14 protein-coding genes are annotated in these 15,770 nt (G+C 67.8%); 7 read left to right on the forward strand and 7 right to left on the reverse strand.

All coding sequences use genetic code 11. From position 1 onward, the window contains the following. The 5 genes from acs to rpsA form a co-directional block, all read right to left on the reverse strand. Entirely contained in the window at nt 1–2,010 is a 2,010-nt protein-coding gene (gene acs / locus AB3M90_RS07320) for an acetate--CoA ligase (protein ID WP_412951249.1), read from the reverse strand. After that, nucleotides 2,007–2,867, reverse strand: coding sequence for an ABC transporter permease (locus AB3M90_RS07325; protein WP_412950983.1), 861 nt, complete (start codon nt 2,865–2,867; stop codon nt 2,007–2,009). The genes acs and AB3M90_RS07325 overlap by 4 nt, the downstream gene beginning before the upstream one ends. Then, on the reverse strand, nt 2,864–3,910 hold the full coding sequence (locus AB3M90_RS07330; RefSeq protein ID WP_412950985.1) for an aliphatic sulfonate ABC transporter substrate-binding protein: 1,047 nt from the start codon (nt 3,908–3,910) through the stop codon (nt 2,864–2,866). Before AB3M90_RS07330 ends, AB3M90_RS07325 begins: the two co-directional genes overlap by 4 nt. Then, nucleotides 3,907–4,758 (reverse strand): ABC transporter ATP-binding protein, encoded by an 852-nt coding sequence (locus AB3M90_RS07335; protein ID WP_412950987.1) that lies wholly within the window; start codon nt 4,756–4,758, stop codon nt 3,907–3,909. Before AB3M90_RS07335 ends, AB3M90_RS07330 begins: the two co-directional genes overlap by 4 nt. Before the next feature lie 145 nt (nt 4,759–4,903). Beyond that, nucleotides 4,904–6,358 carry a 30S ribosomal protein S1 gene (rpsA, locus tag AB3M90_RS07340; protein WP_412950989.1) on the reverse strand — a complete coding sequence of 485 codons (1,455 nt, stop codon included), beginning with the start codon at nt 6,356–6,358 and terminating at the stop codon, nt 4,904–4,906. A gap of 238 nt (nt 6,359–6,596) precedes the next feature. Here rpsA and AB3M90_RS07345 point away from each other — a divergent pair, with 238 nt between their 5' ends. The 3 genes from AB3M90_RS07345 to AB3M90_RS07355 all read left to right on the forward strand — a co-directional run bounded on the left by AB3M90_RS07345 (nt 6,597) and on the right by AB3M90_RS07355 (nt 8,939). After that, the gene (locus AB3M90_RS07345; RefSeq protein ID WP_412950991.1) at nt 6,597–7,133 is read left to right on the forward strand and encodes a hypothetical protein; all 537 of its coding nucleotides are present in this window, start codon (nt 6,597–6,599) and stop codon (nt 7,131–7,133) included. A gap of 436 nt (nt 7,134–7,569) precedes the next feature. Further along, nucleotides 7,570–7,965 (forward strand): hypothetical protein, encoded by a 396-nt coding sequence (locus AB3M90_RS07350; RefSeq protein WP_412950992.1) that lies wholly within the window; start codon nt 7,570–7,572, stop codon nt 7,963–7,965. A gap of 29 nt (nt 7,966–7,994) precedes the next feature. Then, complete coding sequence (locus AB3M90_RS07355; RefSeq protein ID WP_412950993.1) at nt 7,995–8,939, forward strand: 5'-3' exonuclease; 945 nt, start codon at nt 7,995–7,997, stop codon at nt 8,937–8,939. A 63-nt stretch (nt 8,940–9,002) separates the two neighbouring features. Here AB3M90_RS07355 and AB3M90_RS07360 read toward each other — a convergent pair whose 3' ends face one another. Together AB3M90_RS07360 and trpD are read right to left on the reverse strand one after the other, a co-directional pair. Beyond that, nucleotides 9,003–9,989: a PHP domain-containing protein gene (locus AB3M90_RS07360; RefSeq protein WP_412950994.1), complete on the reverse strand. Its 987-nt coding sequence runs from the start codon at nt 9,987–9,989 to the stop codon at nt 9,003–9,005. A gap of 2 nt (nt 9,990–9,991) precedes the next feature. Then, nucleotides 9,992–11,062, reverse strand: a complete 1,071-nt coding sequence (gene trpD / locus AB3M90_RS07365) for an anthranilate phosphoribosyltransferase (RefSeq protein WP_412950995.1) — start codon at nt 11,060–11,062, stop codon at nt 9,992–9,994. 192 nt (nt 11,063–11,254) lie between these two features. Between trpD and ctaE the strand changes: the two genes are divergently transcribed. Genes ctaE through qcrB form a run of 4 tightly spaced genes read left to right on the forward strand, consistent with a single transcriptional unit; the run spans nt 11,255 to nt 15,653 of the window. After that, on the forward strand, nt 11,255–11,908 hold the full coding sequence (gene ctaE, locus AB3M90_RS07370) for an aa3-type cytochrome oxidase subunit III (protein WP_412950997.1): 654 nt from the start codon (nt 11,255–11,257) through the stop codon (nt 11,906–11,908). 20 nt (nt 11,909–11,928) lie between these two features. Beyond that, on the forward strand, nt 11,929–12,729 hold the full coding sequence (qcrC, locus tag AB3M90_RS07375) for a cytochrome bc1 complex diheme cytochrome c subunit (RefSeq protein WP_412950999.1): 801 nt from the start codon (nt 11,929–11,931) through the stop codon (nt 12,727–12,729). Nucleotides 12,730–12,765: 36 nt separating this feature from the next. Then, nucleotides 12,766–13,842: a cytochrome bc1 complex Rieske iron-sulfur subunit gene (qcrA, locus tag AB3M90_RS07380; RefSeq protein WP_412951002.1), complete on the forward strand. Its 1,077-nt coding sequence runs from the start codon at nt 12,766–12,768 to the stop codon at nt 13,840–13,842. After that, on the forward strand, nt 13,839–15,653 hold the full coding sequence (gene qcrB, locus AB3M90_RS07385; protein ID WP_412951004.1) for a cytochrome bc1 complex cytochrome b subunit: 1,815 nt from the start codon (nt 13,839–13,841) through the stop codon (nt 15,651–15,653). The genes qcrA and qcrB overlap by 4 nt, the downstream gene beginning before the upstream one ends. The last annotated feature ends 117 nt before the right edge of the window (nt 15,654–15,770 follow it).

Genomic DNA, 15,770 nt, shown 5'->3' on the forward strand with positions numbered 1-15,770 from the left:
TCAGTTCGTCCTGGCGAAGTCGGCGGTGGCGAGCACGTCGGCGATGTCGTCGACGGCCCAGGGATTCTGCAACGACGTGGTGTCTCCGAGCGGCAGCGGCTCGCGCCCCGCGCGACGGTCCTGCTCAGCCTCCCAGAGCTGTGCGAGCAGTCGCCGCATGATCTTGCCCGAGCGCGTCTTGGGCAGGTCGGCGACGACGACGACGTGCTTCGGCTTGGCGACCGGTCCGATGGCCTGTGCGACCTGGGCGCGCAACTCCGACGACGCCACGTCCGCGCGTCCGGACGGCGTGACGAATGCGACGACGGCCTGACCGGTGACAGCATCCGACACTCCCGCCGATCCGGCCTCGCCGACCGTGTCGTGCGCGACCAGCGCGGATTCGATCTCGATCGTCGAGAGCCGATGACCGGACACGTTCACGACGTCGTCGAGGCGTCCGAGGATCCAGATGTAGCCGTCGGCGTCGCGGGTCGCTCCGTCACCGGCGACGTAGTAGCCGCCGAAGTTCCCGTGGCCGGCGTACGCCGCCCAGTACGCGTCGCGGTAGCGCTGCGGGTTGCCCCACACCGTGCGCGCCATCCCGGGCCAGGGACGCCGCACGACCAGCGTGCCCGATCGCCCCGGAGCCACCTCGGACCCGTCTTCGTCGACCACCGCCACATCGATGCCCGGCAGGGGCACGGTCGCCGACCCCGGCTTGAGCGTCGTCGCTCCGGGCAGCGGAGCGATCATCGCGGCGCCCGTCTCGGACTGCCACCACGTGTCGACGACGGGAAGCTCATCCCGCCCGAAGTTGCGCCGGAACCACACCCACGCCTCGGGGTTGATCGCCTCTCCCACGGTGCCGAGCAGGCGCAGCGTGGAGAGATCGTGCCCGGCCGGGAGGTCGGCGCCGAACCAGGTCATGAAGGTGCGGATGAGCGTGGGCGCCGTGTAGTAGACGGTCACGCCGTAGCGCTCGATGATCTCGAGGTGCCGCTCGCGATCGGGCGTGTCCGGGGTGCCCTCGTAGATGACCTGGGTGAGCCCGTTCGACAGCGGACCGTAGATCTCGTACGTGTGCGCGGTCACCCATGCCAGGTCGGCGGTGCACCAGTGCACGTCGTCGGGCTTCGCGTCGAAGTGCGCCCAGTGCGCCCAGCTCGCGTGGGTGAGGTAGCCGCCCGAGGTATGGACGAGGCCCTTCGGCTTCCCGGTCGTCCCGGACGTGTAGATGATGAAGAGCGGATGCTCCGCGTCGAACGGCTGCGCCTCGTGCGTGGTCGAGGCGGTGTCGACGACGTCGTGCCACCAGACGTCCCGACCTTCCGTCCACGGCACGTCCTGACCGGTGCGGCGCAGCACGAGCACATGCTCGAGGTCGGGCAGGTCCGCCGCGGCGACGTCGGCGGTCGACTTGATCTCGGTCGCCGCTCCTCGACGGAACTGACCGTCGCTGGTGACGAGGAGCTTCGCGCCGGTGTCCTCGAGCCGGAACCGCACGGCTTCGGCCGAGAAGCCCCCGAAGACGAGTGAGTGCACCGCCCCGATGCGAGCGCAGGCGAGGGTGATGACGACCGTCTCCACGAGCACCGGCAGGTAGACGACGACACGATCGCCGGGCCGGATGCCGAGAGCGATCAGCGCGTTCGCCGCCTGCGACACCCGCCGCTCCAGGTCGGCGTAGGTCACCGATACCCGGTCCCCGGGCTCCCCCTCGAAGTGGAGCGCGACCTTGTCACCGCGACCTGCCTCGACGTGCCGGTCGATGCAGTTGTAGGCCACGTTGAGGGTGCCGCCGAGGAACCAACGCGCAGCCGGGATCGCGCCGTCGGTCGGCGGCTCCCACTCGTGCGCCGTGTGCCAGGGCGTGAACCAGTCGAGCCGACGTGCGGCTTCCTCCCAGAACGCGGTCGGATCAGAGGCCGCCCGCGCATAGGTTTCGGCGCCGATGTTCGCCTGAGAGGTGAATTCCGCAGGTGGCGCGTAACTCCGCGACTCCTGCAGTCGAGCTTCGGTCACCGTCAGGTCCACCTTCTGAGCAGGTACTTCTCCAGCAGCGCGAGGATGCCGTTCGTGATGGTGCCCAGCAGAGCCAGCAGCACGATCGAGAGGAGGATGCGGTCGACGCGTCCCGTGCTCTGCGAGTCGGTCAGCAGGAAGCCGAGTCCCATCGACGAGGCGATGAGCTCGGCGGCGACGAGGAACAGCCACGCCTGCGCGAGAGCCAGCCGCAGACCGGAGACCACCGACGGCACGACCGCCGGCAGCTGCACGGTGCGGAAGAGCGACCAGCCCCGCAGGCTGAACGAACGACCGGCCTCGACCAGATGCGGGTCGACGTGGCGCAGCGCCGACGCGACGGTCGTGTAGACGGGGAAGAACGCGCCGATCGCGATGAGCGTGACCTTCGACTCCTCGCCGATCTGCATCCAGAGGATGAGGAGCGGCACCCACGCGAGCGACGGCACCGCGCGGATCGCGGCGAGCGTCGGGCTGAGCAGGATGTCGCCCAGGCGGGAGAGCCCGACGAGGCCGGCCGCGGCCAGACCGATCACCGAGCCGATCGCGAAACCAAGCAGCACCCGCTGCACGGAGATCGCGATGTGCGTGTACAGCTGTCCGCTCTCGGCGAGCTCGACCCCCGCCTGGAAGACAGCGGCGGGCGCCGGCAGTCGGTACGGCTCGACGAAGCCCGCGGTGGTCGCGATCTGCCAGACGAGGATGATGACCGCGGGCAGGAGCAGCCCACCGATGATCCGCACGGCGGGTCGATCCCAGGCGCGACGAGCACCGGCATCCGGACGCCGCCGCACGCCCTTCGCGAAGTCGAGGGCTTCCCGGGAGTCGGCCGGGACGACCACCCGCTGGTCGAGTTCGCTCACTCGCCGCCGACCGCCTTCTTCGCGAAGGTGTCGTTCACGATCGAGGACAGCGCCTTGTCGACCGACTCCTTGCCGCCCTGCACGTCGCCCGACTCGACGAGAACCGGGGCGATCTTCTCGAGCACGTCGAGCTGGTCGTCGCCGGGGATGCCGCTGACGTCGAGGTTCGAGCGCTCCTCGATGACCGTGGTGGCGACGCCGATGTCGATGCCGGCGACCTCGGCCAGCAGCGCGGCCGTCTCCTCGGGGTTCTCGAGAGCCCACTCCCGCGCCTGCTCGTAGGCGTCGACGACAGCCTGCGCCAGATCGGGGTGGTTGGTGACGAAGTCCTCGGTGGCGTTGAGGAACCCGTAGGTGTTGAAGTCGACGTTGCGGTAGATCAGCTTGTCGCCCGACTCCGCCTCGGCCGCAGCCATGATCGGGTCGAGTCCCGCCCACGCGGCGACGGATCCGCCGTCGAGAGCCGCGCGGCCGTCGGCGTGCTGCAGATTCTGCACCTCGACGTCGGAGAGCGTCAGGCCGCCCTCTTCGAGCGCCTGCAGCAGGAAGAAGTAGGGGTCGGTGCCCTTCGTGGCGGCGACCGACTTGCCCTTGAGATCTTCGACCGAGGTGATGTCGCTGTTCGGGCCGACGACGATCGCCGACCACTCCGGCTGCGAGAAGATGTCGATGACCTGGATGGGCGACCCGTTCGCGCGGGCGAGCAGAGCCGCGGAGCCGGCGGTGGAGCCGACGTCGACCGAGCCGGAGCGCAGCAGCTCGTTCGCCTTGTTGGAGCCCGCGGACTGGATCCACTCGACCGCGACGTCGTCGCCCAGGATGTCTTCGAGAATGCCCTGGTCCTTGATGACGAGGCTCAGAGGGTTGTAGGTGGCGAAGTCGATCGACAGCGTGTCGGCGGACCACTCGGTCGCGCCCGCCGTCGCCTCGCTCTCGGGAGCATCCGCTTTCGCGTTCTCGCCGGCGACGCAGCCGGTGGCGACGAGCATCATCGTCCCGGCGATGGCGATCGCAGGGATGATGCGGCGGGTGATGGTGCTCATCGGGACTCCTCGGTGATGCGGTGATGGGTGTCCACGCCGAGTCCTTCGAGGAGTTCGGCGCGGAGGTCGGCGAGGCCGCGATCGGCGCGGTCTCGGGGGCGGATGCCGGGCACGGCGACCGTTCGGGCGATCGAGGATCCGGAATCGGCGGTGTCGCCGCCGAGCGTGCGAAGCAGCAGCACTCGGTCGGCGAGGTAGAGGGCCTCCTCCACGTCGTGCGTGACGAGGAGGATGGTGGTGGGCTCGGCCGCGTGGATCTTCAGGAGCAGATCGTGCATGCGGAGGCGCGTGAGGGCATCGAGGGCGCCGAACGGCTCGTCGAGGAGGAGCACACCGGGGTTGCGGGCGAGTGCCCTGGCGAGGGAGGCGCGCTGCGCCATTCCGCCCGAGACCTCGCGCGGACGCTGGTCGGCGGCATGCTCGAGACCCACGAGGTGCAGGAGTTCGCGCACGCGCTCCTTCCCCGCGCGCCGGCCGGTGCCGCGCGGCAGCCCGAGTTCGACGTTCTGAGCGAGCGTACGCCACGGCAGCAGGCGCGGCTCCTGGAAGGCGACGGCGGTGCGCTCGTCGACATCGGCGACCCGGGTGCCGTCGAGACGGATGCTGCCGCGCGTGGGCGCGTCGAGACCGCCGACGAGGCGCAGCAGCGTCGACTTGCCGCATCCGGACGGGCCGACGACAGCGACGATCTCACCGGCGGCGATGTCGACGTCCACTCCGCCGAGGACCTCGCGGCGTCCCTGCGGAAGCGGGAACGATCGCTCGACCCCCTCGAGGCGGACGGCCTGGGCGAGACCTGCCGAAGTCGGAGCGTCGGCGGTGCGCGACGCGGGGAGCAGGGCGGTCATACTCCCATGCTGTCCGAGTGTGGCGAATGTTACGAATGCGGACGTAATGTTCGGTCACGGAGCGGAAACGCTCTGTTGAAACCCAGAAAAACGGGCCGCCACGCTCCCCGAGGGGAGTGTGACGACCCGTTCTGCAGTGTGGTGCTTACGCGTTGCCACCCGAGAGCTTCTCGCGCAGAGCCGCGAGCGCCTCGTCGTCGGCGAGGGTGCCGGCACCGGTCGCCTCGCTGGAGAAGACCTGGCCGCCGAAGTCGGCACCGGCCTCCGCCTCGGCCTCTGCCGCCTTCGCGACCTGAGCCTTGTGCGCCTCCCAGCGAGCCTGGGCCGCAGCGTACTCCTGCTCCCATGCCTCGCGCTGAGCGTCGAAGCCTTCCTTCCAGGCACCGGTCTCGGCGTCGAAGCCCTCCGGGTACTTGTACTCGCCGTTCTCGTCGTACTCGGCGACCATGCCGTAGAGGGCCGGGTCGAACTCGGTGCCGTTGGGGTCGACCGACTCGTTGGCCTGCTTGAGCGACAGCGAGATGCGGCGACGCTCGAGGTCGATGTCGATGACCTTGACGAAGACCTCTTCGCCGACGGAGACGACCTGCTCGGCCAGCTCGACGTGCTTGCTGGAGAGCTCGGAGATGTGGACGAGGCCCTCGATGCCGTCCGCGACGCGCACGAACGCACCGAACGGAACGAGCTTGGTGACCTTACCCGGCGTGACCTGTCCGATCGCGTGGGTGCGGGCGAAGACCTGCCACGGGTCCTCCTGCGTCGCCTTCAGCGACAGCGAGACGCGCTCGCGGTCGAGGTCGACCTCGAGGATCTCGACGGTGACCTCCTGGCCCACCTCGACGACCTCGGAGGCGTGCTCGATGTGCTTCCACGAGAGCTCGGAGACGTGCACGAGGCCGTCAACGCCGCCGAGGTCGACGAACGCACCGAAGTTGACGATCGACGAGACGACGCCCTTGCGGACCTGGCCCTTGTGCAGGTTGTTGAGGAACGTGGTGCGCGACTCGGACTGCGTCTGCTCGAGCAGGGCGCGGCGCGAGAGCACGACGTTGTTGCGGTTCTTGTCGAGTTCGAGGATCTTCGCCTCGATCTCCTGGCCGAGGTACGGCGTGAGGTCGCGGACGCGGCGCAGCTCGATGAGCGACGCGGGCAGGAAGCCGCGGAGGCCGATGTCGACGATGAGTCCACCCTTGACGACCTCGATGACCGTACCGGTGACGACGCCGTCGTTCTCCTTGATCTTCTCGACGTCTCCCCAGGCGCGCTCGTACTGCGCACGCTTCTTGGAGAGGATCAGGCGGCCTTCCTTGTCCTCCTTCTGGAGAACGAGGGCCTCGACCTCGTCGCCGACCTTGACGACCTCGTTGGGGTCGACGTCGTGCTTGATGGAGAGCTCGCGCGAGGGGATGACGCCCTCGGTCTTGTAGCCGACGTCGAGCAGAACCTCATCGCGGTCGATCTTGACGATCGTGCCCTCGATGATGTCGCCGTCGTTGAAGAACTTCAGGGTCTTCTCGACCGCGGCCAGGAAGTCCTCAGCAGATCCGATGTCGTTGATGGCGACCTGCTTGGTGGCCGGGGCGGTCGTTGCGGTAGTCATGTAGTGGGTTGTCCTTGTTGGATGGAGACTCAGGCTGTGAGGCAACGGCCGCGCGCGGCCGACTGCATGCTTCACAGCGGTTGGATTGTGGTGATTTCGACACGAGGGCACGCGGAGGCGTGCCACGAGTGACATCTCAGGCTATCAGAAGTACGGATGCCGTTGCCAGCCGAGTTTCACGTCGCCTCCCTGTGGATAACTCCGGCGGGCCCTCGCTCATTCCGCCTACGGTGGCCGGGTGATTCTCCACCGCGATGCGCTCTTTCCCGTCTGCGGGCTCGTCCTGCTCTCGCTTCTGGTGAGCGCCTGCTCCCCCACTCCGCAGCCGACGCCGACTCCGACACCCGCCTTCGCGTCAGAGGAGGAGGCGTTCGCGGCCGCGGAGGAGACGTACCGGGCATACATCGACGCACTCAACGAGGTGGATCTAGATGACCCGGGATCGTTCGAGCCAGTCTTCGCTCGAAGCACTGGGGAATTCGAGTCCGGCGATCGAAAGAACCTTTCGACCCTCAGCGCTGAAGGACTCACCATCTCGGGCTCGAACATCGTCACGGGATTTGTTCCTCTCGACGTCAAACTCTCGACATCGGAGGTACTAGCGAGGGTGTGCGTCGACGTGAGCGGCGTCCTCATCACGGACGAGGCTGGCGTATCGCACGTAAGTCCAGAACGATCCGGGACGTACGCAATTAACGTGTCTTTCGTCGTCGAGGACGGGGATCTTCTGATTGCATCCGCCGAGCATTCGGACGAGACCGATTGCGATCTGTAACCGGATGAGGTTTCCATCGGCAACAGCGACTGGCCTCATCGCCATAGGACTCTTGATACTCCCGTTCACAGCATCGGATGATGACTCGCTGAATGGAAGCGGTCTGATGATCTCCTCCGACGGTCGCGCCGTCTCCGTGTCTGGAACTAAACAACAGTCGAGCACCCCCTCCGCGCCGAGTTGGCCAGGATACTCAGCTCCGCGGCCCGGCAAGGTCGACTTGCTGATGCCGACGCTACCCAGCGAATACGAACTCTGTTTGCGTGACAAGAGCAGACCCCGCGGCTGTATCGATCCGCGCCGTTCTGACGCTGACGTCACGGGTTCCATTAACCCCACGCCTGGCATCCCGGCGATCACGATCACCGACCTGGCACAGTTCGCCCCCGCGGCGACTCCGCTCGCCGGCGAACCGTCCAACCTCGGGATTGTCGGCATGCCGACGAACTTCGTGGCGACGGCACCCGTCACCACCACCTCAGGGACGATCTTCGGCGCGCCCGTGTCCGTCCGGTTCACTCCGTCGGCGTTCGAGTTCCACTACGGCGACGGCTCCGACGCGACGACGACGACCGGCGGGCAGAGCTGGACATCCCTCGGCCAGGCGCAGTTCACGCCGACCGCGACGAGCCACGTCTACCGCGAACGCGGCACGTTCAGCGCCGACGTCGACGTCCGCTACGCCGCCGAGGTCGATCTGGGCACCGGGTGGTTCCCCGTCGAAGGGGAGCTCACGGCCGATGGCCCGTCGCAGCAGATCCGCATCTTCGAAGCCCACACGGCGCTCGTCGCCTACACCTGCGATCAGAAGCCGTCATCGCCAGGCTGCTGACGCGGAACCGCGAGTGCCAGACTGTGTCCATGCCCCGCGCCGACCGCCTCATGCTGCTCGACACCGCCAGCCTCTACTTCCGCGCCTTCTACGGCGTCCCCGACAAGGTGAAGGCACCCGACGGCTCCCCCATCAACGCCGCCCGCGGTCTGCTCGACATCATCGCGAAGCTCGTGACGCTCTACCAGCCCACGCACGTCATCGCCTGCTGGGACGACGACTGGCGCCCCCAATGGCGCGTCGACCTCATCCCCAGCTACAAGACCCACCGCGTGGTCGAGGTGGTGCCCGGCGCACCCGACATCGAAGAGGTCCCCGATCCGCTCGAGGCGCAGATCCCGCTGATCCGACAGACGCTCGAGGCCATCGGCATCCCGATCATCGGCGTCGCCGAGCACGAGGCCGACGACGTCATCGGCACCCTCGCGACGAATGCCACCATGCCTGTCGACATCGTGACAGGCGACCGCGATCTCTTCCAGCTGGTCGACGACGCCCGCGACGTGCGCGTCGTCTATACGGCGCGGGGCATGAGCAACCTCGAGGTCGTCACAGACGCGACCGTCGTCGCGAAGTACGGGGTGCTGCCCTCGCAGTACGCCGACTTCGCCACCATGCGCGGCGACACGTCCGACGGGCTGCCCGGAGTGGCGGGCGTCGGCGACAAGACCGCGGCGACCCTGCTCCAGGTGCACGGCGATCTGGAGGGCATCCGTGAGGCCGCCGAGGCCGGCGAGGGGATGAGCGCCGGAGTGCGATCGAAGATCCTCGCCGCCTCCGCCTACCTCGACGTCGCACCGACGGTCGTCGCGGTGGCGACCGGACTGCCCATCTCGGCACCCGACGCGCCGCTCCACGCCCTCGATCCCGCCGAGTCCGACGCCGCCACGGCACTCGCCGAGAAGTGGAACCTCGGCTCCTCCATGACCCGCGTCGTCACCGCGGTATCCGAGGCGGCACTCGCGGCCGGTTGAGCACGACCGATCAGGTGAGCACGACCGATCGGGCCCGACGCGTCCGGCTCTCCCGTCGCCTCGTCACCCCGCCCACGACAGCAGGCGCGACAGACCCCAGGTCGTGACGATCCGCGACGCCGGGACACCCGCGCGCTCGGCCCTCTCCGCCCCGTGATCGAGCAGGGACAGCTGCCCAGGAGCGTGCGCGTCGGAGTCGATCGAGAACAGGCAACCGGCTTCCAGAGCGATCGCGATCAGCTCGTCCGGCGGATCCTGACGCTCCGGGCGCGAGTTGATCTCCACCGCGACGCCGTTCTCCGCGCAGGCCGCGAACACCGCAGCTGCATCGAACTGCGACTGCGGCCTCGTCCCCCTGCTGCCCTCGACGAGTCGGCCGGTGCAGTGCCCGAGCACGTTCACCCGCGGGTGCGAGACGGCCGCGATCATGCGTGCGGTCATCGGGCGGGCGTCCATACGCAACTTGGAATGCACCGAGGCGACGACGATGTCGAGCTCGCCGAGAAGGGAATCCTCCTGATCGAGCGAGCCGTCTTCCAGGATGTCGACCTCGATCCCCGCGAGGAGCGTGAAGCCGTCACCCGACTCAGCGCGCACCAGCGGCATCTGCTCGCGCAGCCGCTCGGCGGAGAGACCTCGCGCCACCTTCAAGCGCGGCGAATGGTCGGTGATGGCCTGGTACTCGTGGCCCTGCGCACGTGCCGCGGCGGCCATCACGGCAATCGACGTCGTGCCGTCCGACCAGTCGGTGTGCGCGTGCAGGTCGCCCCGCAGCTTCTTGCGCAGCTCGGAGACGATCTCGGGCTCGACATCGCCCCGGAGCTCGACCAGATAGGCCGGCACCTCACCCGACTGCGCTTGCCGGATCACGGCGAACGTCGACTCGCCGATCCCCCGCGCAGCGCGCAGACGCGTGGGATCCCGCTGCACGTCGTCAGGAAGGTCCTGAAAGGTCGCAGCCGCCTGGCGGAACGCCTTCGCGCGATACCGTGACGCCCGCTCGCGCTCCAGCAGGGAGGCGATCTCGAGCAGGGCATCGACGGGGTCCATGATCACGCCTCGCCGGCCGCCAGCTGGCTGCTCACGCCGATCCACTCGTCGAGCTTCGCGAGAGCCCGACCGTCGTCGACGACCTGCGCGGCCCGTGTGTATCCGTCACGCAGCCGCTCGAGGATCGGGCGCTGCGCCTGCGTCGCATCCTGCGACAGCTCGAAGGCGACGATGCCCGCGGCGGCGTTGAGCAGGACGATGTCGCGCACCGCCCCCGCCTCCCCCGCCAGAGTCCGGCGCAGCACCTCGGCATTGTGCTGCGGCGAGCCGCCGATGAGGTCGGAGAGATCGGCGATCGGGATCCCCAGATCACGCGGGTCGAGGTCGTGCTCGTGGATGTCCCCGCGGGTGACCTCCCAGATCCGGCTGTGCCCGGTGGTGGTGAGCTCGTCGAGCCCGTCGTCACCGCGGAAGACGAGTGCTGTCGCCCCGCGCGTGCGGAACACTCCCGTGATCAGCGGCACCCGCTCGAGCTGCGCGACGCCGACCGCGTTCGCCTCGGCTCGCGCGGGGTTGCACAGCGGCCCCAGCATGTTGAACACCGTCGGAACGCCGAGCTGGGCGCGCACGGGACCGGCGTGCCGGAAGCCGGGGTGGAACGCCCCGGCCCAGGCGAATGTGATGCCGGTGCGGTCGAGGACGGATGCCACGGCGGCCGGGTCGAGCGAGAGCTCCAGGCCGAGCGCCCCGAGCACGTCGGACGAGCCGGAAGCCGAACTCGCGGCGCGGTTGCCGTGCTTGACGACCGGGATGCCCGTGGCGCCGATGATGATCGCCGCCGTGGTGGAGACGTTGACCGTCCCGACCCTGTCTCCGCCCGTGCCCACGATGTCGAGCACGTCGGGAGACACCGGCAGCGGCACGGCGGCTTCGAGGATGGCATCGCGGAAGCCGACGATCTCGTCGATCGTCTCGCCCTTCGCTCGGAGCGCGATGAGGAAACCGGCGAGCTGAGCCTCGGAGACCTCGCCTCGCATGATCTGACGCATCGCCCAGGTGGACTCCCAGACGCTGAGGTCACGGCGCTCCAGCAGGGAGGTGAGCACGTCGGACCAGGTCAGGGAATCAGCCATGTCTGCGATCCTATCGGCGCCGGGAAAACGTGCAGCGGGATCACGCCCGAGGCCCGCCACTGCGGCATCCGCCGTTTCCCGCGGATTCACGTCGCATTCGCAGGGTTTTCTTAGGGTCCCCTAAGTGATCGACGGGGAAAACGACGGGCTCCGGTGCGAGAATCACCCCCGCGCATCGGCCATAATGGAAGGGTGACGACCTCAGCGACGTATGCCCCGGCGGCGAGAACGATCAAGCGGCCCAATCCGGTAGCTGTCGGCACCATTGTGTGGCTCGGCAGCGAGGTGATGTTCTTCGCGGGACTGTTCGCGATCTACTTCACGCTCCGCAGTACCTCCCCGGAGCTCTGGGCCGACCGCACGGAACTTCTGAACGTCCCCTTCGCGGCTGTGAACACCGCGATCCTGGTGCTCTCGTCGTTCACCTGCCAGATGGGCGTCTTCGCCGCTGAAGACCTGCAGCCGTACAAGATCGCCAAGGGGCAGAAGAACGGCGCAGGACGCCGTCGCATGTTCGGCTGGGGCATGGTCGAGTGGTTCTTCCTCACCTTCGCCCTGGGTGCCATCTTCGTCTCCGGTCAGGTCTGGGAGTACGCGCAGCTCGTGGCGGAGGGCATGCCGATCAACGCCGACTCCTACGCCTCGGCCTTCTACCTGACGACGGGCTTCCACGCCCTCCACGTCACCGGCGGACTCATCGCGTTCCTCCTCGTGATCGGGCGCGCCTACGCGGTCAAGAACTTCCGGCACAAGGAGGCGACCTCCTCGATCGTGGTGTCCTACTACTGGCACTTCGTCGACGTCGTCTGGATCGTGCTGTTCATCGTTATCTACTTCCTGAAATAAGAGCGGAGCTGATCCCCGAGATGGCACGAGAGAAGAAGCGCCGTTCTGGCGGTCGCCGCAGCCCGTTGGCGGCGGCCGCGCTCATCGGAGCAGGCCTCATGATCACCGGTGCCGTGTACGCCGGCGCCTCCGCCGCATTCGCGGCATCCGACGCGCCGACAGCGGCGACCGAGCTGACGGTGGAAGACGGCGAGAAGCTGTTCACCGCCAACTGCGCGACCTGTCACGGTCTCGACCTGGAGGGCACGCCCAACGGTCCGAGCCTCTTCGGCGTCGGCGAACTGGCGGTCGAGTTCCAGGTGTCCACGGGCCGCATGCCGCTGCAGAACCAGAGCCCGCAGGCGCCGCAGAAGCCGACCCAGTTCACCGAGGAGCAGATCCTCGCAATGGCCTCCTACGTGCAGTCGGAGGCCCCCGGTCCGACCTTCCCTGAGGAGCGCATCCTCGACGGCGAGGGCGACGTCGCACACGGAGCCGAACTGTTCCGCGTGAACTGCGCCATGTGCCACAACGTCGCCGCGGCGGGTGGAGCACTCACCGAGGGCAAGTACGCGCCCGCCCTGACCGGCACCAGCGCGCTGCACATGTACGCCGCCATGGTCACCGGACCGCAGAACATGCCCGTCTTCGGCGACCTGAATCTGTCGGACGAGGACAAGCGCGACATCATCTCGGCCCTGCTCTTCCAGCAGGAGTCGGTGCAGATCGGCGGCATGGACCTGGGATCGCTCGGACCGGTGTCCGAGGGTCTGTTCGTCTGGATCTTCGGCATCGGCGCGCTCGTCGCCATCACCGTGTGGATCACGGCGAAGTCCAACTGACGCTTAATCATCGAAGAGGAACGTACGAGGAGCACCATGGCACACGACGACGACTCGCAGGCTCTTGACAGGGCCTACCAGCCCTCGCCGGGGCTGGGCGTCGCAGTCAGCGATCCCGTGCAGAACCCGGGCCTGCCGCCGCACCGCGAGCGGATGACCGACAAGGACCCGCGCTCGGAGAAGACCGCGGACCGCACGGTCTACACGCTCTTCTACCTCTCGCTCGCCGGAAGCATCTGGGCCGTCGCGGCCTACATGCTGTTCCCGATCGAGAGCGGCGCGCTCATCGACATCCGTCAGAACAACCTCTTCATCGGACTCGGCATCGCCTTGGCCCTGCTCGCTCTCGGCATCGGTGCCATCCACTGGTCCAAGGCTCTGATGTCCGACAAGGAGCACATCGAGCACCGTCACCCGACGCGCGGCAAGGATTCGACGCGCGAGGCGGCCGTCAAGGCGTTCTCCGACGCGAACGAGGAGTCCGGCTTCGGCCGTCGCACCATGATCCGCAACTCGCTGTTCGCGGCGATCGTGGCCTCGATCATCCCCGGCGTCGCGCTGTTCCGCGGCCTAGCCCCACACTCGACGCCCGACGACCCCACGGCCGGCGATCCGGTCGCCCTGCTCAAGCACACGATGTGGGAAGAGGGCTCGCGCCTGGTCCGCGACCCCGACGGCACGCCCATCCGCGCAGCCGACGTCACGCTCGGATCCGCCTTCCACGTGATCCCGGAGGAGCTCGCCGAGCTCAGCCACCACGACGGGTACCTCGAGGAGAAGGCCAAGGCGATCGTGCTGATGATGCGCCTGCGTCCCGAGCAGCTCATCGAGTCGGAGGAGCGCAAGGACTGGTCCTACGACGGGATCGTCGCCTACTCCAAGGTCTGCACCCACGTGGGCTGCCCGGTGGCGCTGTACGAGCAGCAGACCCACCACCTCCTGTGCCCGTGCCACCAGTCGCAGTTCGACGTCACGGACCACGCCAAGGTCATCTTCGGCCCGGCGGCTCGTCCGCTGCCGCAGCTGCCCATCACCGTCGATGACGAGGGCTACCTGATCGCACGCAGCGACTTCACGGAACCCGTCGGCCCGAGCTTCTGGGAGCGCCATTGAGCACCGCAACGCTGTCCAAAGACGACAAGGACACGAAGGCGCCCCTCGGCGGTCGCTTCGTCGGCGCCGCGTCGAACTACATCGATGAGCGCACCAGCCTCTCGGGTTTCGTCAAGGAGCTCGGTCGCAAGATCTTCCCCGACCACTGGTCGTTCATGCTCGGCGAGATCGCGCTCTGGAGCTTCGTCGTGGTGTTCCTGTCGGGCACCTTTCTGACGTTCTTCTTCCAGGCCTCGATGGTCGAGACCCACTACACCGGCGCCTACGCCCCGATGCGAGGCATCGCGATGTCGGCGGCGCTTGAGTCGTCGCTGCACATCTCCTTCGACCTGCGCGGCGGTCTCCTCGTCCGGCAGATCCATCACTGGGCGGCACTGGTGTTCATCGCCGGTATCGGCGTGCACATGCTGCGGGTGTTCTTCACGGGCGCCTTCCGCAAGCCGCGTGAGCTGAACTGGGTCATCGGGTTCGTGCTCTTCATCCTGGCGATGGCCGAAGGCTTCACCGGCTACTCCCTCCCCGACGACCTGCTCTCGGGCAACGGCCTGCGCATCATCGACGGCATGATCAAGGGCCTCCCCCTGATCGGCACGTGGACCTCGTTCCTCCTCTTCGGCGGGGAGTTCCCGGGCACCGACATCGTCGGGCGTCTCTACACGCTGCACATCCTGCTGCTCCCGCTGATCGTCATCGGACTCATCGTCGTGCACCTGATGCTGATGATCGTCAACAAGCACACGCAGTTCGCCGGCCCCGGTCGCACCAACGACAACGTCGTGGGGTACCCGATGATGCCGGTCTACATGTCGAAGATGGGCGGATACCTGTTCATCGTCTTCGGCGTGATCGTCTTGATCGCGACGTTCTTCCAGATCAACCCGATCTGGAACTACGGTCCGTACGACCCGTCGCCCGTCTCGGCGGGCACGCAGCCCGACTGGTACATCGGCTTCGCCGACGGAGCCCTTCGCCTGGCCCCCTCGAACCTCGATCTGGTCCTGTTCGATCACACCTGGTCGTTCGGCATCCTGCTGCCGGTGGCCGTGCTCGGCCTCTTCATCGTGGTCGTGGCCATCTACCCGTTCCTCGAGGCGTGGATCACGGGCGACAAGCGCGAGCACCACATCGCGCAGCGCCCGCGCAACGCGGCGACCCGCACCGCCATCGGCGTCGCCGGCGTCGTGTTCTACGCGGTCCTGTGGGCCGCGGCATCCTCCGACCTCATCGCGACGCACTTCATGCTCACGATGGAGGGGGTCATCCACACCCTGCAGGCGCTGCTGTTCATCGGACCGGTCCTCGGTTATTTCGTCACGAAGCGCATCTGCCTCGCGCTCCAGAAGAAGGACCGCGAGATCGTGCTCCACGGCTTCGAGTCGGGCCGCATCGTGCGCCTGCCCGGCGGCGAGTTCATCGAGGTGCACCAGCCGGTCGACCAGTACGACCGCTGGAAGCTCATCGACGTCGACAATTACGAGCCGCTCGTCGTCCGCCCGAACGCCAAGGGCCGCATCCCGTGGACCGAAAACCTGCGATCGTCGATCTCGCGCTGGTTCTACGAGGATCGCCTCGCCCCGCTCACCCAGGCCGAGGTGGAGGCTGCGGACGCGCACCAGCACCACGTCACCGCTCAGAACGCCGACATCGAGGCAGAAGAGATCCAGCAGGCGCACGAGCGTGCCGGTGCCCCGGACGCACCCCTCACGGCCACCGAGACGCACGTCGACGAGACGGCGAACACGCCGAGCACCGTGATCGCGACGGAGCCGGTCAAGAAGCCGCGCAAGAGCAACTCGGAGGACGGCGAGTAGGCGCCCCTCCCCCGCATATATGAAGGGCCCTGTCCGTGAGGACAGGGCCCTTCGCGTATGCGGCTGGCAGCAATCCGTCGACGAGTGACCGGAGGCCGCCTCCCCCGCTCAGGATCG

The sequence above is a fragment of the Microbacterium martis genome (assembly GCF_047246685.1).
GTDB lineage: Bacteria > Actinomycetota > Actinomycetes > Actinomycetales > Microbacteriaceae > Microbacterium.

Coding starts and splice junctions, on each gene's coding strand:
- AB3M90_RS07350 (WP_412950992.1), top strand. CDS start 7,570: ATGCCGACGAACTTCGTGGCGACGGCACCCGTCACCACCACCTCAGGG.
- AB3M90_RS07360 (WP_412950994.1), bottom strand. CDS start 9,989: ATGGACCCCGTCGATGCCCTGCTCGAGATCGCCTCCCTGCTGGAGCGC.
- qcrC (WP_412950999.1), top strand. CDS start 11,929: ATGGCACGAGAGAAGAAGCGCCGTTCTGGCGGTCGCCGCAGCCCGTTG.
- qcrA (WP_412951002.1), top strand. CDS start 12,766: ATGGCACACGACGACGACTCGCAGGCTCTTGACAGGGCCTACCAGCCC.
- AB3M90_RS07335 (WP_412950987.1), bottom strand. CDS start 4,758: ATGACCGCCCTGCTCCCCGCGTCGCGCACCGCCGACGCTCCGACTTCG.
- AB3M90_RS07330 (WP_412950985.1), bottom strand. CDS start 3,910: ATGAGCACCATCACCCGCCGCATCATCCCTGCGATCGCCATCGCCGGG.
- AB3M90_RS07355 (WP_412950993.1), top strand. CDS start 7,995: ATGCCCCGCGCCGACCGCCTCATGCTGCTCGACACCGCCAGCCTCTAC.
- trpD (WP_412950995.1), bottom strand. CDS start 11,062: ATGGCTGATTCCCTGACCTGGTCCGACGTGCTCACCTCCCTGCTGGAG.
- rpsA (WP_412950989.1), bottom strand. CDS start 6,358: ATGACTACCGCAACGACCGCCCCGGCCACCAAGCAGGTCGCCATCAAC.